This is a genomic window from Flavihumibacter fluminis (assembly GCF_021491375.1).
In the GTDB taxonomy this organism is placed as follows: domain Bacteria; phylum Bacteroidota; class Bacteroidia; order Chitinophagales; family Chitinophagaceae; genus Flavihumibacter; species Flavihumibacter fluminis.
In genome coordinates this window covers 94,295-117,471 of sequence record NZ_JAKEVY010000004.1, presented here as the reverse complement: position 1 = coordinate 117,471, position 23,177 = coordinate 94,295, and the positions used below count along the sequence as shown (strand labels likewise).

The following is a 23,177-nucleotide window of genomic DNA, read 5'->3' as shown; positions in this document are numbered from 1 at the left end:
CGTATGAAACTGGAAGCAGCAAAAGCGCAATTTATTCAGACCTGGGGTTCTCTTGCCACGCAATGGGGCATAAATAAAACCATGGCCCAGATCCATGCGCTGCTCCTGGTAACACCGGATCCCATAAGCCAGGATGATCTGATGGAAGAGCTAAGTATCAGCAGGGGCAGTGCGAACATGAATATCCGGGAACTGATTGACTGGGGACTGGTGGACCGGGTGATTATTCCTGGCGAGCGTAAGGAGTTTTTTCTGGCAGAAAAGGATATCTGGAAAGTCTTCCGGCAGATTGTAAAGGAGCGAAAAAAACGGGAATTGGAACCGCTTTTAAAAGTGCTGCAGCAGTTACAGGCAGTTGAAGGGGATAAGAAAAACCGGGAAGCAAAAGCATTCACGGATACAATTGAAAACATTCAGAAATTTGTGGGCCAGGCAGATAAATCATTGGACTCCCTGGTTAAAGCGGACGAGAGCTGGTTCTGGGGTAACCTGATCAAACTGATAAAATAACAAACCATGTCGGATCCTAAGAAAACACTGGTGCTGGGCGCTTCTGAAAATCCATCCCGGTACAGTTACCTTGCCATACAGAGTTTGGTTAACCACCATCATCCGGTAGTGGCCATTGGCCGCCGGCCAGGTATGGTAAATGAAATTCCCATCCAAACCAACCTTCCAGAGCTGGAAGAAATTGATACCGTAACACTCTACCTGTCCAAAGAAAACCAGGCGGAATACATTCCTTATATTCTATCACTGAAGCCTAAGCGTATCATCTTCAATCTAGGAGCAGAAAATCCTGAGCTGGCGCGACTTGCAAGGGAAAACCAGATCTATCCGCAGGAGGCCTGCACCCTTGTTTTACTAAGCACTGGTCAGTACTGAGTTAATTTTTACATAACACAAACAAACTGTATACATAAAAGGGTTTTTTGGTAAATTGGGTAAACCCATTTATATGTTATGGAGAAAATTTAACGGCGACACGATCGATCTTCCGATTCGTGAAGCTGTAGAAAGAGCCATCCGGAGAGAAACCGAACAAGGCTATCGGCTTAAGGTTTGCATTGGCACTGATTCCCAGGTAAAAGGATCCGAAACTGAATTTGCCACCGTAATTGTTTTTTTACGGGAAGGTCATGGTGGATTCATGTTCATCCAAAATGAAAAAACCCGCCAGAAGTATTCGATTAAAGAACGAATGCTGGTAGAAGTGGCCCGCAGTATCGAAATTGCCTATGAACTTTGTGGATTGTTCACTGATTACAATGTTGATATGGAAGTGCATGCCGATATCAACACGAACCCGCATTTCAAAAGCAACGATGCGCTGAAAGAAGCCATGGGGTATATTCTGGGGATGGGCTTTGCCTTCAAAGCCAAGCCGGAAGCATTTGCCAGCAGCAGCTGCGCAAATAAAGTAGTGAACTGATTGGCCCTGCTCATTTACCCTGTTGAAAGTGGTGTCTGCACACTGCTAAGGGCATTATCTCCTCTCTCCAAAGCTGCTGTTCGATTCAGCAATCATATCCAGAATTTGTTTTCTGCCTGTTCCTTTAACAGCACTTGTAACTACATGAGCCGGTAAAAACTGCCAGGTTTCCCGCATAGCATCCAGGAAATCGCGTATATTTTTTGAAACTACCCGTTGAATTTCTTTGTCCGATTTGGTAAAAATCAGCGTAAAGGGTACTTCCCATTCCCCCAACTGGTTGACAAATTGCAGGTCAATAGCCTGGGGACTGTGGCGACTATCAATAAGTACGAAGACCATTCCCAGGTTTTCTCTTTTACGCAGGTAATTTTCGATCATTTTCTCCCATTGCCGGCGCTGATTCTGGGAAACTTTGGCAAATCCGTAACCGGGCAAATCAACCAGGTACCAGCGGGTGGTATCTTTTGATCCTTCCGTTGAACTCGAAATAATGTTGAAATGGTTGATCAGCTGGGTTTTTCCCGGAGAACCGGAAGTTTTGGCCAGTTTCTGGTTCCGGCAGATCATATTTATAAGGGAAGATTTTCCCACGTTGGACCGGCCTATAAATGCGTATTCGGGCCGGTCGGGAGCCGGGCATTTTTCCACTTCGGGACTGCTGATCAGGTAAACCGCTTGTTGGATGTGCATGCCGCAAAGATAGGGAGTCGGACTTCCGTCTTTTTCCTTAATTTCGGCCTCTCATAAGCAAACGAAAACTAAATATTTCATTCAGATGGCAGAAGTGATATTGATGCCCCGTTTGAGCGATACCATGACCGAAGGCGTTATCGCAGCCTGGCACAAAAAGGTAGGAGATGCTGTGAAGAAAGGGGAACTACTGGCGGAAGTAGAAACCGATAAGGCTACTATGGACCTGGAAAGTTATAAAGATGGGACCTTATTACATATTGGAATTGAACCAGGAGGAAAGCTGCAGGTAAATGATCTGCTGGCAATCATCGGAGAACCTGGTGAAAATATTGCGGATCTGGTTAAATCAGGGGGAAGCGCCGCCGCTCCTGCTGCAAAAACGGAGGCAGCAGCACCTGCTTCCAAAGAAACCGCTGCACCCGCTGCGCCTGCAACCGCCGGCGTTGATCTCTCAAAAATTGAAGAAGTAATCCTGATGCCCCGTTTGAGTGATACCATGACCGAAGGGGTAATTGCAGACTGGCATAAGAAAGTGGGTGATAAGGTAAGCAAAGGTGATTTGCTGGCCGAGGTGGAAACCGATAAGGCTACCATGGAATTGGAAAGTTATAAGAACGGTACACTTTTATATATTGGTGCGCAGAAGGGCGATAAGGTTCCAGTGAATACCCTGCTTTGTGTTATTGGAGAGCCTGGTTCCGTTGACCTGGATGCAATTAAAGCTGCAGCCAATGGCGGACCAGTAGCTGCTGGTTCAGCATCTCCAGCTGTTGAGCAGGGTTCAGCATCAGGTTCAACCGAAGCGGCTACTGCTACACAGGAGTCAACCAGTAATGGAAGATTAAAAGCATCTCCGCTGGCCCGTAAACTGGCTGCTGAAAAAGGCATCAACCTGCAGCAGGTTCAGGGATCCGGAGATGGCGGAAGAATTGTAAAATCAGATATTGAAAGTTTCCAACCTGGTAAAGCAGCACCGGCCGCTGCTGCCACAGCTGCTGCACCTGCAGCGAGCACTCCGGTACAACCGGCAACTACCACTACAAGTGGTGGAACCGGCCTGGTTAGCTTCGAGGATCGCCCTGTTTCCCAGATGCGTAAAGTAATTGCGCGCCGCCTGGCTGAAAGCAAGTTCACAGCTCCGCATTTTTACCTAACCATGTCCATCGATATGGATAAGGCAGTTGCGAGCCGTGCTCAACTCAATGAACTCGCTCCTGTTAAAATTTCCTTCAACGATATGGTACTGAAAGCAGTGGCTATTGCTCTCAAACAGCACCCGGTGGTAAACAGCAGCTGGCTGGGAGATACCATTCGTACCAATCATCATATAAATATTGGTGTGGCTGTGGCTGTTGACGAAGGACTGCTGGTGCCAGTAGTACGTAATGCCGATACTAAGGGCCTTTCTCAGATCGCTACGGAAGTGAAAGACTTTGCCGGTAAAGCCAAGGCTAAAAAATTACAGCCCTCCGATTGGGAAGGAAGTACGTTTACCATCAGTAACCTGGGTATGTTTGGAATTGATGAATTTACCGCAATCATCAATCCGCCGGATAGCTGTATTCTCGCCGTTGGTGCGATTCAGCAGGTTCCGGTTGTGAAAAACGGAGCAGTGGTGCCCGGGAACGTAATGAAAGTAACCTTGAGTTGCGACCACCGGGTTGTGGACGGAGCATCAGGATCAGCCTTCCTGCTAACTGTTAAAGGACTGCTGGAAGAACCACTCCGAATGTTGATCTGATAAATCAGCACCAGATATTAACAACCCGCTGTCACCGGCGGGTTTTTTCTTGCCCAGCTCCAACTGGAATACACCAGAAATCCCAGCGCTGCAGCAAAAAGGCCCGGTAAAACGAGGGTTGCAGGCCTGGACGGATTGGGTAATCCTTGCCAGGAAGACTGGTTTTTAAGTCCCGGAATCAATTCCAGCAGATCAGTCAGATCTTCCGATTGAAAAAAGTATCCAATGCCGGCTTTTTGTAAACAAGGATGATCGCGTCGACTGGCGCTCACATAAATGATATTAGCAGCGGGGAGCTGATAACGGTCGTGGATATGCGCAAATAAATGTTCTTTACCATACTGCTCCCCATCAAGGAAAAACGGAGCAATTTCCAGTTCCCCTGTAATAATGCCGTCTTGCAGTAATAACTCATTGCTCAAAACAAAATCTATCCCGAGTTTGTTTTTTATATGACTTGCAACACAGGTAAAAAGTTCTGAGACCAGGCCGATCTTGTATCCTTTTTTCTTTAATTCCGAAATTACTTGTGTAATGCCTTTAACAAGGGGTATATCATCTGCGATTTCGAGCAGTTCGGGCATGCTTACTCCTTTGAACTGAGCGGCAATTGATTGTAGCTTTTCATGGGCTGGTGAAGCACTCGAAACAATAGGCAGCAATTCTTCGGTTAGGCCTAACTGTTGGGATACTGCAGCAAGATAACGTCCGTCAAGCACTACACCATCCATTTCCAGCAGCACCATTTTATCAATCTGATCAACTGATTCCAATACAGAGTTTTCCAGTTGACGGCTAATGATATTGATCTCTCCAATAGTTGCCAGGCTTTGCAGGCCCTCTGCACTGGCTTTTTGCAAAATGGTTCTGGATACCTGTTTTGACATTTTTCCCAACTGCTCCAGGCTTTGCATAGCATTCTGCACCCGGCCGATATTCACTTCTTCAATACGCGCACCAAGTTTATGTACATCAATCAGTAAGCCGATGTCAACACCGTAATCCTTTTCAAAACCAACTTGCAACAGCAATTCTTTTTTGGCTGCGATCATGCCACTCAGGGGCTGATCAAGATGACTCAGTTCGGGGAATAAAATACTCAATAAAGGTTTTGCTACCAATTGTGTTACCCGTCCGGCTTGCCGTGTGAAACAGGATTTTACAAAATCAGCCCTCCCTTCCAGGATCGGAGCAGCCAACAGGTCCACAATATTGGGTGGGTAGGTGGTAATGTCTCCATCCAGGTAAAGGATGGTATCATATTTAGAAGCCAGCAGTCCTTCTCGCATGGAAAGTCCCTTGCCACGCTGGCTGCTGGTAACTATCCGAACCGATTCCTTCAACGCTTCTGCTATCGTATTGTCTGTAGAATTGTCATCAACAACAATGATCTCATGCGGAAGGCTTGTTTTACGAATGGTTTTAATCACTTTCCGAATCGTTGCTCCTTCATTCAAAACGGGTATTACAACAGAGACCATAGCAAAGGTTTTTTGATTCTTCCGGTTTATAAAGTTATCGCCAATACTAGCGATTCATCCCCCTTAATCAATAAGGCGCCCGGTTTTAATCGAATTTTCATGCCAGAAACCGGAGTTTGATTTGGGATGACTGATATGTCGTAATTTGTATAGCATAAAAAAAGAGTATATGAAATGTTGGCGGATTCTATATGCAATACTAGCCTTTCTGGTATTGGGTTGTGGTGGTTCGGGCCGGTTAAACAAATACTATACAGAAGAAGATCGCGCGGTACTTGATCTTATCACACAGGTCAAAAAAGAACCCACAGACAAAGCAAGTATCCGTTTGTTATCGGATGCTTATGAAGCCGCTTTTCAGAAAAGAGCCAGGATGGCGCAGCCTTATGCGGGCAGCCAGGCCGGTGATCAGTATATGCAGCAGGTAAGGGAATGGCAGGTAGTGGGACAAATGTATGAGCAGATCCAGGCTATTCCGCAGGTGGTCAAACAATTTCCTGGCTTGCCGGATCCCCGGCCACAGGAGCAGCTGGCACGCCAGCAGGCGGCCGAACAATACTACCAGGCGGGACGTGCATATATGGGATACAATACCCGTCAGCAGGCACAGCAGGCCTATGATTTTTTTGAGAAAGCAAACAAAGCCTGGCCTGGTTACAAAGATGTTAACCAGCAACTTCAACTGGCAGCAGAAAGAGCACTTACCCGGGTATTGGTTAATCCGGTTAATTATAACCGTTATGGATTTGGTTATTGGGGATTTCAAAACGACTGGTTGCAGCAGCAGATGGTCAGGGATCTGAATGCCCGCGCGTTTCGAAATGTGCGTTTTTTTACAGAGTGGGAATTAAGAGCACAACAATTGGTGCCCGATAAAATTGTGGACCTGGATTTTGTAGAACTTTTCGTAGACCGGGTGCATGCAGAACGCCGGCAATATGAAAGAGTGAAAAACATCAAAACAGGTGAAACCAAATCCAAACCTCCTCAGCCGGTATATACCACTGTCAGGGCTACTGTTTTTGTGGAACGACAGTATATGACCAGTTATGCCACACTGGAATGCCGGATTTATGACCGCCTCAGCAACCAGAATAGTTTATACGATCGTTTTCCTGAACGAATCAACTGGACACAGGAGCGTGCCCGGTTTACCGGAGATCGAAGGGCCCTGGAACCTGCTGATATTGCGTTGCTGAACAATCGATGGAATGATTATCCTCCTACGCGGGAACAAATCGCGGATCAGTTGATAAGGGCTACTTATCAGCAGTTATTAAGCAGGATCAACAGTGGGGTGAGTTTTTAAACCGCCATTTATCTTCTGCGGTAAATCCACTGCTGTTGGGTTTGCTTTGGTGGCACGGGTTTACCCCGGTCGAAGAATTTGATCAGTAAAAATCCGGCTGCGAATCCTCCGATATGTGCGGCATAAGCCACCCCATCTGACTGGCCGGATAAACTGCCGAAGCCACTCACTAACTGCAGACCGATCCACATGCCCAATGCAATCCAAGATGGAATGGCGATGATGAACCAGCCAACCAGTGCATTTACCCTTCTGTTTGGATACAGGAGTAAATAGCCGCCCATAACGCCCGAAATTGCACCGGATGCACCCAGGCTTGGAATCATCGGGTCAGCACCGGCAAACTGGGTGAATAATACATGCGACAGCGAAGCGATAATTCCGGTTAACAGGTAAAAGAGCAGGTAACGGCCATGGCCCAGCCGATTTTCCAAGTTATCTCCAAAGATCCAGAGATACAGCATATTTCCTGCAATATGCGCAATACCGCCGTGCATGAACATGGAGGTGATCAAAGTCAGGTAAACCGGAATGGGAGTTGGCTGCAGGCCGGGCACCTGGAAAGTTTGACCACTTGCCATATCCCGTATCAATTTGCCTTCCGTTATGAGATCGTTATTGGTAAGTATCTCTGCCGGTACGGTAGAGAACGCATAGGTAAATCCGATATTGGATCCCAATCCCTGTAAGAATACAAAGACAAAAATGTTCAGCGCGATCAAGCCCCAGGTTATGAAAGGGGTAATATGCCGGTCGCTGTTATCGTCAGAAATTGGGAAAAGCATGAAATGGCTTGATGGGAGATACCTGCTATACCAGTAAAATTTTTGTACCAGTAATTTAAAGTATTTAAGGCAGTAAAAAAAATCTGCGGATATCAGCCTTCGAAGATTAATGAAAATACAATCTGGCGGCTCTGGATGCGGTCAATCACATTCGAGAATTTCAGATCCGGGTCACGTGCATGCACATTACTGATTCCATTACTGATTTTGATCTCCGGTGAAAAAATGAACATTTTGTTATAGAAATTAAACCCGATACCGGCTTCAATACCCATATCGGCTTTTTTCAGTTTCACAAAATTTTCCGCGTTCCGACTATTGGCTTTGGATGTAAGATCCGTTTCAAATTTCACACCTCCCATCATGTATACCCGAAAATTGCCAATTCGGTCGGATTTGAGTTTTAACTGGATAGGAACCCCCAGGAGAATGGATTCAACCTGCTGGTTCATCACCGGCGCCTCGTCATTATTGGAATTGGGATATTTCAGGTTATAGTTGATCGATTTGTTCACAAACAATAACTGTGGGAAAACCACCCTCGCTTCGAATCGGTGATTGATCCGAAAGGTATGCATGCCACCGATCCCGAAACCGAAACTGTTGTTCGGGTTACTGACCATCACACTGTCGTACTGGAGAAAACGGGGATGCTGATTAAACTGGAACCGGTTGGAAGTTCCCATGATCACAATCCCAATATGATACCACTTGTCGTCATTGTCGGGCAGGTTAATGGTATTTCGCAATTGGGCATGCCCTTCTGTTGCCTGAAACAGCAGCATCAAACTGAATAATAGGGAAAAACAAACACCCGGCATCCTGAACGGGCTAACCTTCATAACTGCATACATACGTAAAAATCGAACTATAGGCTGGTGTTTGGCTTCAATAATCAAATAAACGGCCAAAAATTGGTTCTATTGTCGGCTGAGCTGATTATAACATTGCTTTAGTACCTGCATAAATCGTGCTGATGCCCATTGTCAGCGGTTTACGGTAAGTAGCTTCAAATCCGGTTGCGCTTAAAATTTTCAGAAAATCATCCCCCTCCGGGAAAGCCTGCACGGAATCGTTGAGGTATTGGTAGGCAGATTTATTTTTTGCGATCAGTTTGCCGATACCTGGTGTTACCAGGTTCATGTAAAACTTGTACAGGGATTTGAATCCAACTGTTTTCGGTTTGGAAAACTCCAGCACCACCAGTTTGCCCCCGGGTTTTAACACCCTCAGCATTTCAGCCAGGCCCTTGTGCAGGTTTTGAAAATTCCGAACTCCGAATGCTACGGTAATGGCATCAAACTGATTATCAGAAAACGGAAGCGCCTCACTGTCTGCCTGCTGCAGGGTAATGATTTTTTCCAGTCCCAGCCGGGCTATTTTTTGGCGACCGATATCCAGCATGCCATTGGATATATCAATACCTGTAATATGATCTGGCTGCAGATATTTGTAGGTCATCAAGGCCACATCTGCCGTTCCCGTGGCTACATCCAGTACTGTTTTGGGCTGGATAGATTGCAATTCCCGGATGGCCTTTTTTCTCCACCGTACATCAATGCCTCCACTGAGAAACCGGTTCAGGAAATCATACCGAAAAGCGATCTGGTCGAACATTTCCGCAACCTGCTCTTTTTTACTTTTATTCTCATCGCCAAAGGGCACAATGGTATCGTGTGGAAGAGGACTATTCATTGGCGCAAAGGTAACTGGTTTTGATGCGAAGCCGACAGGTGTTTTAAATTCCGGAAACTATTTTTATCTTATTCGCTTAAACAAAGTACCCCGCATGCTTAAACCTCATCCTGATTTCCAGCGGTCTGCCCGGCAGGTCGTTGTACAGATCCTCTTTTTTATCCTAACCTATTTAGTTTTGGTCCTAGCCGGCGCAGCATTGGCAACGGCCTGCGTTCTGGGAGGACTTGCGCTGATGATGGCGATCCCCAATTTTTTCATCCTGCTGGTAGGGGTGGGTATCATCGGACTTGGCTTGATGGTACTTTTTTTCCTGCTGAAATTCCTCTTTCACGTAAACAGGCAGGACAGGTCCGGTTATATCCGGATTATGGAGGGAGAACAACCCGAACTTTTTGAAACAATCCGCGGTCTGGCTACCGAAATTGGTGCGCCATTCCCCAAACATGTATACCTGTCACCCGATGTGAATGCCAGTGTGTTTTATGATTCAGGATTCTGGAGCATGTTTTTTCCGGTTCGGAAAAACCTGGTTATCGGATTGGGACTCATCAATACGCTGAACAAGGGAGAACTGAAAGCAGTGCTGGCACATGAATTCGGACACTTTTCCCAAAGTTCCATGAAACTGGGAAGTTATGTTTACCAGGTGAACAAAGTGATTTATAACATGCTCTATGATAATGAAGGATTTGGAAAAGCCCTGAATGCCTGGGCCAGCGTGAGCAGCACGTTCGCGGTTTTTGCGCAGATAACGGTAAGCATTGTGAAGGGTATTCAATCCATTCAGAAGAAAATGTATGCCCAGGTTAATAAATCCTACATGGGCCTTTCCAGGGAAATGGAGTTTCATGCAGATGCGGTTGCAGCGGAGGTGGCCGGAGCCAATAATCTGATTACAGCACTTACCAAACTCGAATTAGGAGATGCCTCCTACCAATGGGTACTGAACAGGTGTGATGGCTGGCTGAAAGACCAGCAGATTGCTCGAAATTTTTATACCGCACAGCAGTACCTGCTAAATCGCCAGAATGCAACGGGAAACTGGACAACATCTTTCAATCGTATCAACTGCAAGGACCAATGGGCTTCCCATCCTCCGATGGAGGAACGGGTCAAAGCTCTTCAGGCCCTGAACAGGGATAAATCTGCAGATACAGGTGTTGCCTGGGATTTACTTCAACAACCAGAATCTGTACAGGAATCCATGACTTCCCTGGTATACAGGAATGGTGGAGTCGATACAACGAATACCAGTTATATTGATTTATCCGAATTCAGCAGGCGCTATGATTTTGAACAGGAACACTATTCTTTACCTGCAGCATATGCCGGATGTTATGATGGCCGCCCTTTCAGTGAACTGACGATGGAAGTAATACTGGCGGCTCCGCCGGAAAAAAAGAATTGGGAAGAACTTTGCGCTGCTGATCAGGCAACTATCTATCGCAGGATTATTGCTGCAGAGCAGGATATTCAGTTGTTACAGGCCATTCTGGACAAGCAAGTGGAGATTACCAGTTTTGATTTTGAAGGAGCGAAATATCAGGAAGCTGATGCTGCTCAAATAAAGGCAAAGATTGAAGCTGATCGGGAGGAGTGGAAAGCTGCTCTGGTTGATTTTGATTTGCAAATGGCAAGAATCGCGCTTCAAAAAGCAAAGGAAATTCAGCGGGAGGAGGAATTAGTCAACTCATATACTACATTCTTATCGGTCAGGGATCAATTTTCAAATTTTGAAAAAGATGCGTCCTATATGTTTCAATTGCTGGAGCCGATTTTTAAGGGAGAAAGTATCACTATTGAACTGATTACTTCCATGATGGTGGAGCATACGACCAATCGTGAGCCTGCATTTAAACAATACCTGAAAGCCTTTATGGAAGATGGATTATATACAGACAAACCGGAATTGAGTCAAAAGGTTCAAAACTACCTCAACGCCAATTTTGTCTACTTCGCGAACAACCAGTTTTTTGAATCGGAATTCAACACTCTGATTGAATTGTACCGGTCAACAGCTGACTTAAAACAGGAATCAGTTTTTGAGCAATTCAAAAAGCTGCTGGTACTGCAATTGGACTTGCTTAGTAGTCCAACTCCAGCTTCAGCCGGTCTTTCAGGTCCTTTATCAACGGAAACTGCTCAGCCAGTTGCTGGAACCGTTCCCTTGAATTGAGCGGAGCTTCAATTTTAATGCTCAGGTCCTCCCGCTGTTCTACCACTACCTGGTAGGAAAGGCGGCGGTTGTGGAATCGCTGTTGCAGATAATCAGTCAGTGCAATCCGTTCTCCGTCAATGAATTTTTGCTGGAGATTATTGGGGGTTACCACTGTAAACTGCTCCTCATTCACTACCCTTAGCTCTGCCAGTTCAAAACTCTGAACAGCAGGATTGCGGTTGACTTTCAGTTGTTCAATAAATTCCTGCCAGGCGGCCTGTAACAATTCTGTCGTTATAAAAATGACAGATCGTTCCTTGCTGTTTTGGGTGGTTGAGCTGACCTGCTGTCTTAGCTTCTGCAAGGATCCAAGTTTGCCGGTAGCTGTTTTTTTCTCCGCAATCAGTTGATCTTCGATGATCAATTTTGGACCTGATGCAACTTTGGTTACTGGCTGAACCGGAGGCGCCTGAATGGGAGCCTGTTGCACGGTCTGAACCGGATTGGATGAGACGGCATCAGCTACTCTAACTGGCTGGATTACCCGAAAATTAAGTGGCCTCAGGTCCGTTTGTTTTTTTTTATCGGAATCTGCCACCACACTTAGGGCCTGTTGCAGATAACAAAGTTTGATGAGCGCCAATTCAACATGCAGTCTTTTGTTGCGTGCTGATTTAAAATTGATTTCTGCTTCTGCCAGTATGTTTAAGGCGCTGACAAGATAACCCGTACTGCAGGTTGCCGACATTTCCTGATAACGCTGCCTGAAACTTTCCACCACTTCAACCAGGCTGGCTACCTTTTCATCCTTACTGAGCAGCAGGTTGCGGATAAATTCCGCAAAGCCATTTAGCACGAGGTCGCCCTCAAATCCTTTGCGGTTGATATCTTCAAACAATAGTAAAGCTCCTGAAAGATCCTGCTTCAACATGCAGTCCATCAATTTGAAATAATAATCTGCATCCAGTATGTTCAGGTGCTCCAGGGTGTTTTTATAAGTTAACTCACCATTGGTGAAGCTGACAATTTTATCCAGTATGCTGAGTGAATCCCGCATACAGCCTTCACTCTTTTGCGCGATTACCTGCAGGGCCGGTAATTCTGCCTTGATCTCCTCTTTCTGGCAAATCTCTGCCAGGTGATCCACTGTATCCTGTGTAGTGATCCGTTTGAAGTCGAAAATCTGACAACGGGAGAGAATGGTTGGCAGTATCTTGTGTTTTTCAGTGGTCGCCAGAATGAAGATGGCATAGGGAGGAGGTTCTTCCAGGGTCTTCAGAAACGCATTGAAGGCGCTGGTACTGAGCATGTGCACCTCATCTACGATATAGACTTTGTATTTCCCTGCCTGTGGAGCAAAGCGAACCTGCTCCACCAGGGAGCGGATATCATCCACCGAGTTGTTGCTGGCGGCATCGAGTTCATGAATATTCAGTGAGCTGCCTTCATTAAAAGATACGCAGGACTGGCAGGAGTTGCATGCTTCACCATCCGGGGTGGGATGTTCACAGTTGATGGTCTTGGCCAGGATCCTGGCACAAGTGGTTTTGCCAACCCCTCTCGGACCGCAAAACAGGAAGGCATGTGCCAGTTGTTGGTTACGGATCGCATTTTTCAGGGTGGTGGTGATATGTGCCTGTCCCACGACTGTTGAAAAGTTCTGGGGACGATACTTTCTCGCTGATACTATAAACTGCTCCATACGGCGGCTAAATTACAGAATTCCCCCCACCCTTCGGTTACCCCACCTTTACCCGATGAGTGGATGGCGCTGGAAAGGTTTGGTGCGGTCGAACAAATAGCGGTAGGTGGTAAGGATTCGACTTCTTTCGTCCGTGAGATTTTCTGCAACCGCGATCATTTTGGGGTTAAAATCGCCGATCCATTGCATCTCATACTCATCGTAAGGCAGTTTATGCTGGATCACCTTAGCTGATTCAACAATGATAAAGCTGTCCACTCCCTTGCCCTGGTATTCCGGTACCACGCCAAATACCAGTCCAACAAAACGCCGGTTGGGCTTGGTCGCCTTTATCCATAAAAATTTCAGCTTTGCCAGCAGATTAAACTTTCCGTTCAGGTATTTGAACCATTGGTTGAGATCCGGCAGGTTGATAAAAATGGCTATGGGATCTTCCTTGTAGTACGCAAACCAGACAATTTTTTCATCCATTACCGGTTTCATCTGTTCGAATAACCGAAGGCATTGACCCGGACTCAATTGTTTGTTGCCCGCATGCCCCGCCCAGGCTTTATTGTATACCGTGCAAAAATCCTCAGCGTATTTTTTCAGATTTGATTTTCGTATGTGCCTTGCTGTGAAATTGGGATCAACTTCCAGTTTAGCATGACGTTCGTAGAACTTGGCCTGCAAAGGTTCGTGGGGATGCATGCCAAAGCAGATCTGGTTATAAAAAGGTTGAAAACCGTACTGTTCGAAAAGTTCAATGTAATACGGCGGGTTAAAATTCATGCAATACAGCGGTGGCTGGTAGCCTTGTGTAACCAGTCCCCACCATTTATCCCGTTCTCCAAAATTGATCGGTCCGTCCATGGCTTCCACGCCCTGTTCCATCAGCCAGTTGCGAGCCGTATCAAAAAGCAGGTTCGCAGCCTCCTGCTGATGGATGCACTCAAAAAAGCCAACCCCGCCAACCGGAATCTCATCCCCTTTGTTACGGTATTTTTTATTGTAAAAAGCTGCTATTCTTCCAATGGTTTGCCGTTGATCGTTGTACAGGATCCATCGAATGATTTGTCCATTTCGGAATGCCTTGTTTTTTTGCTGGTCAAAAACAGCTTCAATATCCTTGTCCAGGGGGCGGATCCAGTTCGGATGCCCAGCATAGATACGAACAGGCAATTGCAGGAATTCTTTAATCTGAGTGGCGGATTGAACTATTTCGATCTTCATCGGTCGGTTCCGGGATGGTTTGGGTTAGTTTAAAAATGGATGACGTTGAAAGGGATGTTTGGGATCCAGCATATAACGCCAGGTGATCAGTCGCCTGCTTTCAGTAGCGCCCAGATTTCGGGAGATGTTCAGCATTTTCTGGTTGAAATCGCCCTGCCATAACAATTCCAGTTCTTTATAACGCCCTTGTTTCTTGATTACTTTTTCTGCTTCAACAATCATGTAATAATCGATACCGGTTCCCTGGAAAGCAGGCACGATTCCGTATATGATTCCAATAAAGCGGTTACAGGTTCCGGTTTTTAAATGGTAGATCAACCGGAGTTTATTCAACCAGTTCAATTCGCCTTTGAAAAAGCGAAAAATCTGGTTCAGGTCCGGGATATTGATCCACATGGCAACCGGTTCATTATTGTGATACGTCATCCAGGCTATTTTCTCATCCATAATTGCCTGCATACTTCGGAATAATGCAATGGCCTGCCGCTCCGGCATTTCTTTGTTGCCTTCATGTTTAGCCCAGGCCTCATTGTAAATTTTGCAGAAATCAACTGCATATTTTTCCAGGTTATTTTTCTCGACCATCCTTGCCTGAAAAGCCGGATCTGCAGCAAATTTCCGATGTGCCTCATAAAATTTAGGCTGCAACTGTGTGGCACTACCGGCTACGTCCATACGAAAACAGAGTTGGTTGTAAAAAACCTGAAATCCGTAGTTTTCGAACAGGGTTTTATAATAAGGCGGGTTAAAGTTCATGCCATAGGGAGGAGGTTGAAAACCTTCTGCCAGCATTCCCCAGAATTTGTCACGTTCCCCGAAATTGATGGGGCCGTCCATAGCAACCATGCCATTCTCTCTCAGCCAGCCTGCTGCTGTATTAAACAGGAGGTTGGCAGCTTCCTGGTTATTAATGCAATCGAAAAATCCAAATCCGCCTATCGGGCCCGTATCACCTTTCGATTTATACTTTGGATTGATAAAGGCAGCAATTCTGCCAGCAAATTTTCCATTCTCCAATTGAAGCAGCCATCTCCGGGCCTGACCCTGGCGAAATAATTTATTCTTTTCCGGATTGAACACAGCCTCCACATCCTGGTTCAGGGGCTGTACAAAATCTGGATTCTGCTGATTGACCTGTAGGTGTACCTGCAGGAATGCTTTTGCTTGTGCTGGATCGTCTACCGGTACTATTTTCATGCTATTCATTTATGATCCTTGCCTAAAAACGGCAAGTTAAAACGAACAGGCCTATTTTTCTTTCTTTTTAACACCGGTGTGGTTTGCTGGTACTCCCAATAATAAATTTTTAACAATATGAGGAAATAGGAAATCAGGAGCGGACCAAAAATGAGTCCGGGTAACTGAAAGAATTTTAATCCCATTATTACTCCTAAAACAGTTACGATTGGATGGGTATCTGCCATGCGTTTGGCCAGCAGGAAACGTACCACATTGTCCACACTGCCCATGATAATGGCTCCCCAGCCGATCAGGAAAAACCCCTGTCCGATATGACCGGTAGCCATCAGGTAAATGGCTGCCGGAATCCACACTATGGCACAACCTACAATGGGAATAATGGAGGCAAAGCCTGTAATGATGGCCCAAAAACCGGCCTCCGGCAGGTGAATCACCTTGTAGGCTGCGTAGCCGGTTAGGCCCTGCGCTATGGCGATCATTGGTATGCCCACGGAGTTGCTGAAGGTTTGTGCCACCAGTTCACGTCCAAAGAGTTCTATTTTCTGACGGGGAAAAGGCAGGTAAAAAATGATGGCTGCTTCCATCCGGTTTACATTCATGATCATGAAGTACAGGAAAAAGTACATCATGGTAATGGTGCTGAAAAAATTCAAACTGTTGTTCAGCACAGCCGTCATGAGATTGGTGGCATTGGTCTGGATTTTCTCCATATTGGAAGGGGATAACAACTGTATGCCGATTTGTTTGGAAACCTGTGTATCAAATTTTTTGAGGGTTTGAAAAATAAGATCCGGATTTTCGAGAAAGCCTCCGATTTTTTTATATACCATCGTGATAAAAAGAGTCATAGGCCCCATGATGATGATCAGGGTCATCAGGATAATGAATACGGCGGTAATGGATTTGCCCCAGCCTTTTTTCTTGACCAGGTATTCAACAATGGGCTTGCTCAAAACATAAAACATGACTGCTCCAAGAAAGGCGGTAAAAAACTGGATCAGGCTATACAGGAGCATCAGGCCAAACACAATAATGATAGCCAGAAAAAAATACCGGTTGATTTTGTGGTCCTGCCTTATTTCCATGTTGGGTGTATTTGTCCGTTCGGAAGTTGTAATTTTAAACAAGTTAGTTCTATAAAATAGTATGCCATGAGTGACCAGTCAAAATTTATAGCCGGATTATTGCTAGGCGCCGCTGCCGGTGCTGCCCTTGCTTACTTGCTGACAAGTGATAAGGGAAAGGAAATCGTGGAAGAAATCAAAACAGCAGCGGCGGAAGCCGGTGATGAAGTAAAAGCAGCAGCCGGAAAGATAGAAGCGGAATTGAATGAAGCGCTGGAAAAAGGTAAACAATGGGCAAGCGATTTACAATCGCGAACTGATTCCTTCACCTCCTGAATGATATATTATGAGCGAAGCACAGGAACCCGGGTATTTCGAAAAGCTGGAAAACGAGTTCCAGGACTATATCAATAACCGAATCTGGCTGGTTAAACTGGAGGCTACAGAAAAAGCGGCCCGTTTAACCTCGCTGGCACTGATTATGCTTGTAGTTGCTGGTCTTGCTTTTTTTGTGCTTTTATTCATCAGCCTGATGGCCGGGTATTATTTTGCGGAGCTAACCGGCAGTTTATTTTATGGCTTCAGTATTGTTACCGGGATTTACATGCTCCTGCTGGTGCTGGTGCTGGTTTTCCGTAAAAACTACATCGGTCCTTTCCTGATCAATAAACTTATCCGACTTTTCTTAGAGAAAAAAAAATGAAGACGATGAAAGAGAACCGGGCACACCATAAAGATTATTCTCATATCAGCAATCTTGCTGAACTCATTGCGCATACCCGTGAGTTGAGGGCTACTGTCCGGCACCAGGAACGTGTTTTACGGGAGCAGGTAAAAGCCCTTCCTACCGAAGCGTTTAAAGCAGGTACAAGTCGGCTATTTTCCAGTAAGCCCGGAGGAGGGATTGGCTGGCAGGGAGCGCTCACCGGTGTAGCAGTAACGGCAGGAACTGCCTTGCTAGGCTCTTTTCTGACTAAAAAAGCGACGGCGGCTGTTGCTGGTAAGGCGGGAATGGGGCTGGCCAAATCTGGGCTGGTTGCCTTAGCACCTGTATTGCTAAAACTACTTACTCGTAAAAAACGGACTACCTAAACATCTTGCCCATCATTTTTTTATCGTGGCCATAGATATCGTCACGGAAGTTAAGCCGGCCTTCCCGATCAACCCATGCCGTGAAGTATCCAATAAAAACAGGTACTTCTTTTTTTAAGGTCACAAATCTTTCCTTCCCGGCATTCATCGCTTTGGCTATTGCAACATCCGTCCAGGTACTGTCTGATCGTAGTAACCAGGTTGCCATCCATACTGGTTCTGATATCCTGATACAGCCATGACTGAAAGCACGCTTATCCTGCTTAAATAGGTTTTTGCTGGGTGTGTCATGCAGGTAAATACTGAAATTGTTTGGGAAAAGGAATTTTACCAGTCCCAGTGAGTTCTGCGGACCAGGTTTTTGGCGAACCTGCCCGTTTCCGTATTGTTCCATATTATTCCGCCTGAGGTAGGAGGGATCTTTGGCGATAGCAGGCAGCACTTCTTTTTTTAGAATGCCCGGTGGCACATTCCAATAGGGACTGAATACCACGTATTTCAGATTACCGGTAAAGATTACCGTGTTATTGGTGGCGGTGCCGACAACAACATTCATGTTGTGTGCATACTCGCCATTTTCATAAACATGCAGCTTGAATTCAGGAATATTAACCAGGATATAATCCGACGTTGGTTCCTGTGGAACCCAACGGATTCGTTCCATATTAACCAGGATTTGCCGGATGCGGTAATCAAGGGGCTGGCTCAACTCGCGTAGTGTACTGCCGCCGATTACGCCATCTTCTTTGAGTCCATATCGCGACTGGAACCTTTTTACAGCCAGTTCGAGGCTTTCGTCGAAAATATTTCCGGAGTCTGCAACTGGTAAATCGCCCAATAGAGAAAGTTTGTTTTTCAACTGGATGATGGCTTTTCCGGTGTCTCCCTTAACCAGTTTTTTGGCAGTTAAATCGAGTTGGGTCCAGGAACTGAGCCGCTGGATTTCATAATACTTTTTAAGTTGATCGCGCAGCAGGGCATATTGGCGGTTCACTGGTTCATAGCGGTTGATATCCTTTCCTTTTTCTTTAACCAGGGTATCGAGCATGGATAGTATATCCACCCGTTTGCGGGGAATAAACCAGCTCAGGTCACGGGCATTCAGCCGCTGGTCGCCCATATAGGCCTTGGCCGCATATCGGAAAAACTGCAATGTGAGTTGCCATTCAACCCGCTGACGGGCTGAATCGGGCACGGCTGCCATTCCATTGGCCTGAACCGAATCTGCCCAGGCTTGCAGGTAGGCATTATAAATGGAGCTATCCCTGCTGTATTCCAGGTAATTCGCCTGCAGGTTCCAGAAATGGAGGGCCTGCTCTGCTACACCCGTACTGTCGAACCAGGCAAACTGATAATTTCGTTGGATGTAAAAATTACGGACCAGTTGCCGGGCTGTATCGGGCATGGAGCGTTCGTCCAGGAATTTTTCCAGGGATGCGCTATCGAAAAACAGGGTGGAGAAGGCATTCTGTCCGGTGATGGCCGTATCGCGGACAGCGGGAGACTGACCATTGGCCGAGGGCTCCTGGCAGGCAGGAAGTAGGCTTAAAAAAATGATTGAAATCAAAAAAAAGCAGGGCCAGCACGGGCTGGAAAGGTATCTTTGGCGCCGATTCATAAAAGGAATAAGTCAATGGTTTGAGGTAAAGGTAGGAATCCTTCAAATTCCTTTTGGAAATGATGGATTTTAGCTGCCAACCCTTACCTTTGCGGCAAAATTCGAAAACCTCACCTTAAAAGGTCTTCATATATGTCAACGAAAGGAAAGATCAAGCAAATCATCGGGGCCGTACTGGACGTGCAGTTCGATGGCAAACTGCCAGAAATTCTCAATGCCCTTGAAATCAAGCGCCCGAATGCGGATCCGCTGGTGCTGGAAGTACAGCAACATCTTGGAGAAGACAGCGTGCGCTGTATCGCGATGGATGGTACCGAAGGTCTGGTACGTGGAATGGAAGTTGTTGACACAGGTAAGCCGATCGCAATGCCGGTTGGAGACGGAATTTATGGCCGTTTGTTTAATGTAACCGGTGATCCAATTGATGGATTGCCTGCAATTGATAAAAGTAATGGCCGTGCCATTCACGCCAAACCACCCTTGTTCGAAAACCTGAGTACTTCCACTGAAATTCTTTACACTGGTATTAAGGTAATTGACCTGATTGAACCATATGCTAAAGGTGGTAAAATCGGTCTGTTCGGTGGTGCGGGTGTAGGTAAAACCGTATTGATCCAGGAATTGATCAACAATATCGCAAAAGGACACGGTGGTTTATCCGTATTTGCGGGTGTTGGTGAGCGTACCCGTGAGGGAAATGACCTGATGCGTGAAATGATCGAGGCAGGTATCATGAAATATGGGGAAGCCTTCAAGCACAGCATGGAAGAAGGCGGATGGGACCTTGATAAAGTAAACCTCGAAGAACTGAAAGATTCCAAAGCGACTTTCGTATTCGGTCAGATGAATGAACCTCCCGGAGCCCGTGCACGTGTGGCACTGAGCGGACTGACGATTGCGGAATACTTCCGTGATGGTGATGGTACCGGAAAAGGAAAAGACATCCTGTTCTTCGTTGATAATATCTTCCGTTTCACCCAGGCAGGTTCCGAAGTATCGGCGCTGTTGGGACGTATGCCATCTGCGGTGGGATACCAGCCTACCCTGGCTACAGAAATGGGATTGATGCAGGAACGAATCACATCCACTAAAAATGGTTCTATTACCTCCGTACAGGCGGTATATGTACCTGCGGATGACTTGACGGATCCCGCTCCGGCAACTACCTTCGCCCACCTGGATGCCACAACAGTATTGAGTCGTAAGATTGCTGACCTTGGTATCTATCCTGCGGTGGATCCCCTGGATTCAACCAGCCGTATCCTGACTCCTCTCATTGTTGGTGATGCGCACTATAATACTGCGAACCGCGTGAAGCTGATCCTTCAGCGTTATAAGGAACTTCAGGATATCATTGCGATCCTTGGTATGGATGAATTGAGCGATGAAGATAAAATGACCGTACAGCGCGCCCGTAAAGTGCAGCGTTTCCTTAGCCAGCCCTTCTTTGTGGCTGAGCAGTTCACTGGTCTGAAAGGAGTATTTGTAAGCATCGAGGATACAATTCGTGGATTTAACATGATCATGGATGGTGAAGTGGATGAGTATCCGGAAGCTGCTTTCAACCTGGTAGGTACCATTGAAGACGCGATCGAAAAAGGTAAGAAGCTCCTGGCACAGGCACAGGGATAAGACAGGAATTGTTCCGAATCATTGAAACGAACGTATGAACTTAGAAATATTGACCCCAGAACGCAAGCTCTATTCAGGTGATGTGTACGGAGTACAGTTGCCTGGTGTGGACGGACTGTTTGAGGTTCTCGAAAAACACGCACCCATGGTAAGTGCGCTCAAGGCGGGTAAGCTGAAAGTGTTGAAAGACAAGCAGCAATCTGATACCGAGCAGTATTCCATCCAGGGTGGCTTTGTGGAAGTTTTTCAGAACAAGGTGACCGTTTTAGTGGAAGGGGCCATACCTATGAATGATTAACACCAAGTGTCTTTTGGAATAACTAATCCCGCAGTTAACAGCTGCGGGATTTTTTTTCGGTTACTGGTTGCAGCTATATTTTCATTTTTTTGCTCTTGTAAGAAAAGGCCGTATGAAGAAACACCTGCTTTTGCCTTTCCTTATCCTTTTGGGCTTCAACAGTTATACACAACCGAAACGGATAACTGCGGACACTAAAATTGAATCCGTAACAGTCTTTCTGAAAGGAGCGGAGATTAAAAGAACCGGAACGGTTGCAGTACCACTTGGTAAATCAGAACTGGTATTACAGGGAATCTCTACAGATATTGAATCGCCCAGTGTGCAGGTAAAACTGGAAGGAGACCTTACCATTCTTTCAGTGGGTGTTCGAAAGAATTTTTTACAGGAAGAAAAGATCCGTGAGGAAGTAAAGCAATTGCAGGACCAGATTAATGGCATAGAAGAAAAGCAATCGCGCCAGCGCAAAATGCTTGAAGTATTGAAGCAGGAAGAAGCCATGCTGGTGAGAAACCAGGAATTAAAATCAGGAACAGTTGCTGTTAAGCCGGCTGATCTGAAAGCCGCCCTGGATTTCCAACGAGAGCGGTTGGAAGAGTTGTATAACAAGCAACTGGAAATTGAAAAAAGCCAGGTGAAACTGGAAAAGGACAAACAGTCTTTGCGGAACCAGGCCAATGAGATGAACAGTGTACGAAATCTGGCGGTAAATGAAATTTATGCAGTTGTCGAATGCCGCCGTGCAGGGCTGGTGCCGTTGTCGGCAACTTACCTGGTAAATAAAGCGGGATGGCATCCATCCTATTCGATTTCCGTGAAAGATATCAGTGCTCCACTTGACATTCAGTTTGTGGCGAATGTGTACCAGTCGAGCGGAGAAGTGTGGAAGGATATTAAGCTGGCTTTGTCAAGTGGAAATCCGTCCCAGAATAATGAGAAGCCACAGCTGGAGCCCTGGTATTTGAGGTATATGACTCCTGGAATGAGTTCCGGACAGTTTCGAAATGTGCTGAATGGAACTGCTGCGCAGGGCAGGGTGGTGGAAGACAAGGGAATGCCGATTGCCGGAGCAAGCGTGATGGTCAAAGGAACGGCAGCTGGTACGCTAACCGATGCGAACGGTTATTTTTCCTTGAATGCTGTTCCCAGAGGAGCAACCCTGGTGGTTAGTAGTGTCGGTTTCCAGGGAAGGGAAATGATTTTCACAGGTGGTTTCTTAAGTATTCCATTAGCCTACTCGGCGAATGCATTGGAAGAAGTGGTCGTGATGGGATATGGTGGCACAAGCGATGCCCTGGAAGGAAGCGTTGCAGGTGTTCAAAGGAGTAAAAGGGAAATGTCACCCAAGCCTCTGGAAGTAACCACCACCTACCAACCCACCACCACCAAATACGAGATCAAAGAAATTTATACCATCCTCAATGATGGTAAAGTAAATACCATTGATGTAAAGAAATCTTCGCTTCCGGCGGTATATGAATATTATGCCGCACCTAAACTGGAGGAGGCAGCCTATCTGACAGCCCGGCTCACGAATTGGCAGGAACTGGAGTTGATGGCCGGTGAAGCAAACCTGTTTTTTGAAGGCACATTCCTGGGCAAGAGTTTTATAGATCCCGCACTGGCAGAAGATACGCTGTATCTGTCACTCGGCCGGGACGCGAATGTGATAGTGAAACGCACGCTGGTAAAGGATTTCAGCTCGAAACGATTCATGGGCGGAAACAAATCGGAAAGCAAACAATTTGAACTGAGTGTGCGCAACAACAAAAAACAACCTATTACTATTTTACTGGAGGATCAATATCCGATTTCCACCATGAAGGAGATTGAAGTGGAGCGGGATGGACATGATGGCGGCCGGTTGAACAGTGAAACCGGACTGGTAAGCTGGAACCTTACGTTAGCACCGGGAACAGAACAAAAGAAAACAATTCGGTTCACGGTAAAATATCCAAAAGAAAAACGTCTGCAACTGGATTGATTTCGTAGGTATACTAAAACCGTTCAAACACGTTTGAATAAACCGTTTTATCACGCTGGCAGGTGATTCGTTCCC

22 protein-coding genes are annotated in these 23,177 nt (G+C 46.2%); 12 read left to right on the top strand and 10 right to left on the bottom strand.

From position 1 onward, the window contains the following. The first annotated feature begins 3 nt into the window (after positions 1-3). From L0U88_RS15685 to L0U88_RS15675, 3 genes are all read left to right on the top strand, one after another. Entirely contained in the window at positions 4-510 is a 507-nt protein-coding gene (locus tag L0U88_RS15685) for a GbsR/MarR family transcriptional regulator (RefSeq protein WP_234867033.1), read from the top strand. Positions 511-516: 6 nt separating this feature from the next. Further along, positions 517-885, top strand: a complete 369-nt coding sequence (locus tag L0U88_RS15680; protein ID WP_234867032.1) for a CoA-binding protein — start codon at positions 517-519, stop codon at positions 883-885. A 73-nt stretch (positions 886-958) separates the two neighbouring features. After that, on the top strand, positions 959-1,432 hold the full coding sequence (locus L0U88_RS15675; protein ID WP_234867031.1) for a ribonuclease H-like YkuK family protein: 474 nt from the start codon (positions 959-961) through the stop codon (positions 1,430-1,432). Between the two features lie 54 nt (positions 1,433-1,486). Here L0U88_RS15675 and yihA read toward each other — a convergent pair whose 3' ends face one another. Further along, positions 1,487-2,125, bottom strand: a complete 639-nt coding sequence (yihA, locus tag L0U88_RS15670; protein WP_234867030.1) for a ribosome biogenesis GTP-binding protein YihA/YsxC — start codon at positions 2,123-2,125, stop codon at positions 1,487-1,489. 85 nt (positions 2,126-2,210) lie between these two features. Here yihA and L0U88_RS15665 point away from each other — a divergent pair, with 85 nt between their 5' ends. Beyond that, positions 2,211-3,869 carry a pyruvate dehydrogenase complex dihydrolipoamide acetyltransferase gene (locus L0U88_RS15665; protein ID WP_234867029.1) on the top strand — a complete coding sequence of 553 codons (1,659 nt, stop codon included), beginning with the start codon at positions 2,211-2,213 and terminating at the stop codon, positions 3,867-3,869. A gap of 17 nt (positions 3,870-3,886) precedes the next feature. Here L0U88_RS15665 and L0U88_RS15660 read toward each other — a convergent pair whose 3' ends face one another. Next, entirely contained in the window at positions 3,887-5,350 is a 1,464-nt protein-coding gene (locus tag L0U88_RS15660; RefSeq protein ID WP_234867028.1) for a glycosyltransferase, read from the bottom strand. A 169-nt stretch (positions 5,351-5,519) separates the two neighbouring features. Here L0U88_RS15660 and L0U88_RS15655 point away from each other — a divergent pair, with 169 nt between their 5' ends. Next, entirely contained in the window at positions 5,520-6,659 is a 1,140-nt protein-coding gene (locus tag L0U88_RS15655) for a hypothetical protein (protein ID WP_234867027.1), read from the top strand. An 8-nt stretch (positions 6,660-6,667) separates the two neighbouring features. On the opposite strand, the gene L0U88_RS15650 is transcribed toward L0U88_RS15655, so the two are convergent. The 3 genes from L0U88_RS15650 to ubiE all read right to left on the bottom strand — a co-directional run bounded on the left by L0U88_RS15650 (position 6,668) and on the right by ubiE (position 9,139). Next, positions 6,668-7,444: a rhomboid family intramembrane serine protease gene (locus L0U88_RS15650; protein WP_234867026.1), complete on the bottom strand. Its 777-nt coding sequence runs from the start codon at positions 7,442-7,444 to the stop codon at positions 6,668-6,670. A gap of 92 nt (positions 7,445-7,536) precedes the next feature. Continuing rightward, the gene (porT, locus tag L0U88_RS15645; protein WP_234867025.1) at positions 7,537-8,286 is read right to left on the bottom strand and encodes a type IX secretion/gliding motility protein PorT/SprT; all 750 of its coding nucleotides are present in this window, start codon (positions 8,284-8,286) and stop codon (positions 7,537-7,539) included. 97 nt (positions 8,287-8,383) lie between these two features. Then, entirely contained in the window at positions 8,384-9,139 is a 756-nt protein-coding gene (gene ubiE / locus L0U88_RS15640; protein WP_234867024.1) for a bifunctional demethylmenaquinone methyltransferase/2-methoxy-6-polyprenyl-1,4-benzoquinol methylase UbiE, read from the bottom strand. A 94-nt stretch (positions 9,140-9,233) separates the two neighbouring features. Here ubiE and L0U88_RS15635 point away from each other — a divergent pair, with 94 nt between their 5' ends. Beyond that, positions 9,234-11,318 carry a M48 family metalloprotease gene (locus L0U88_RS15635; RefSeq protein ID WP_234867023.1) on the top strand — a complete coding sequence of 695 codons (2,085 nt, stop codon included), beginning with the start codon at positions 9,234-9,236 and terminating at the stop codon, positions 11,316-11,318. Here L0U88_RS15635 and dnaX read toward each other — a convergent pair. From dnaX to L0U88_RS15615, 4 genes are read right to left on the bottom strand one after another with little or no spacing between them, the layout of a single operon-like run. Further along, positions 11,227-13,002, bottom strand: coding sequence for a DNA polymerase III subunit gamma/tau (dnaX, locus tag L0U88_RS15630; RefSeq protein WP_234867022.1), 1,776 nt, complete (start codon positions 13,000-13,002; stop codon positions 11,227-11,229). The two genes, L0U88_RS15635 and dnaX, sit on opposite strands and share 92 nt — an antisense overlap. Before the next feature lie 48 nt (positions 13,003-13,050). Then, on the bottom strand, positions 13,051-14,214 hold the full coding sequence (locus tag L0U88_RS15625; RefSeq protein WP_234867021.1) for a hypothetical protein: 1,164 nt from the start codon (positions 14,212-14,214) through the stop codon (positions 13,051-13,053). 24 nt (positions 14,215-14,238) lie between these two features. After that, positions 14,239-15,411, bottom strand: coding sequence for a hypothetical protein (locus L0U88_RS15620; protein ID WP_234867020.1), 1,173 nt, complete (start codon positions 15,409-15,411; stop codon positions 14,239-14,241). Between the two features lie 5 nt (positions 15,412-15,416). After that, positions 15,417-16,499 carry an AI-2E family transporter gene (locus L0U88_RS15615; protein WP_234867019.1) on the bottom strand — a complete coding sequence of 361 codons (1,083 nt, stop codon included), beginning with the start codon at positions 16,497-16,499 and terminating at the stop codon, positions 15,417-15,419. A 66-nt stretch (positions 16,500-16,565) separates the two neighbouring features. Between L0U88_RS15615 and L0U88_RS15610 the strand changes: the two genes are divergently transcribed. The 3 genes from L0U88_RS15610 to L0U88_RS15600 are packed head-to-tail and all read left to right on the top strand — an operon-like array spanning position 16,566 to position 17,570. Then, a complete protein-coding gene (locus L0U88_RS15610) occupies positions 16,566-16,814 on the top strand; it encodes a YtxH domain-containing protein (RefSeq protein ID WP_234867018.1) in 249 nt (82 codons plus the stop codon). Positions 16,815-16,824: 10 nt separating this feature from the next. After that, positions 16,825-17,181, top strand: a complete 357-nt coding sequence (locus L0U88_RS15605) for a phage holin family protein (RefSeq protein ID WP_234867017.1) — start codon at positions 16,825-16,827, stop codon at positions 17,179-17,181. 5 nt (positions 17,182-17,186) lie between these two features. Next, the gene (locus L0U88_RS15600) at positions 17,187-17,570 is read left to right on the top strand and encodes a hypothetical protein (RefSeq protein ID WP_234867016.1); all 384 of its coding nucleotides are present in this window, start codon (positions 17,187-17,189) and stop codon (positions 17,568-17,570) included. Here L0U88_RS15600 and L0U88_RS15595 read toward each other — a convergent pair. Further along, the gene (locus tag L0U88_RS15595) at positions 17,563-19,137 is read right to left on the bottom strand and encodes a L,D-transpeptidase family protein (RefSeq protein WP_234867015.1); all 1,575 of its coding nucleotides are present in this window, start codon (positions 19,135-19,137) and stop codon (positions 17,563-17,565) included. The two genes, L0U88_RS15600 and L0U88_RS15595, sit on opposite strands and share 8 nt — an antisense overlap. A 183-nt stretch (positions 19,138-19,320) precedes the next feature. On the opposite strand from L0U88_RS15595, the gene atpD reads away from it, so the two are divergent. The 3 genes from atpD to L0U88_RS15580 all read left to right on the top strand — a co-directional run bounded on the left by atpD (position 19,321) and on the right by L0U88_RS15580 (position 23,102). Continuing rightward, positions 19,321-20,820: a F0F1 ATP synthase subunit beta gene (atpD, locus tag L0U88_RS15590; protein WP_234867014.1), complete on the top strand. Its 1,500-nt coding sequence runs from the start codon at positions 19,321-19,323 to the stop codon at positions 20,818-20,820. Positions 20,821-20,854: 34 nt separating this feature from the next. Then, positions 20,855-21,118: an ATP synthase F1 subunit epsilon gene (gene atpC / locus L0U88_RS15585; RefSeq protein ID WP_150848982.1), complete on the top strand. Its 264-nt coding sequence runs from the start codon at positions 20,855-20,857 to the stop codon at positions 21,116-21,118. A gap of 112 nt (positions 21,119-21,230) precedes the next feature. After that, on the top strand, positions 21,231-23,102 hold the full coding sequence (locus L0U88_RS15580; protein ID WP_234867013.1) for a mucoidy inhibitor MuiA family protein: 1,872 nt from the start codon (positions 21,231-21,233) through the stop codon (positions 23,100-23,102). Positions 23,103-23,177 lie beyond the last annotated feature (75 nt).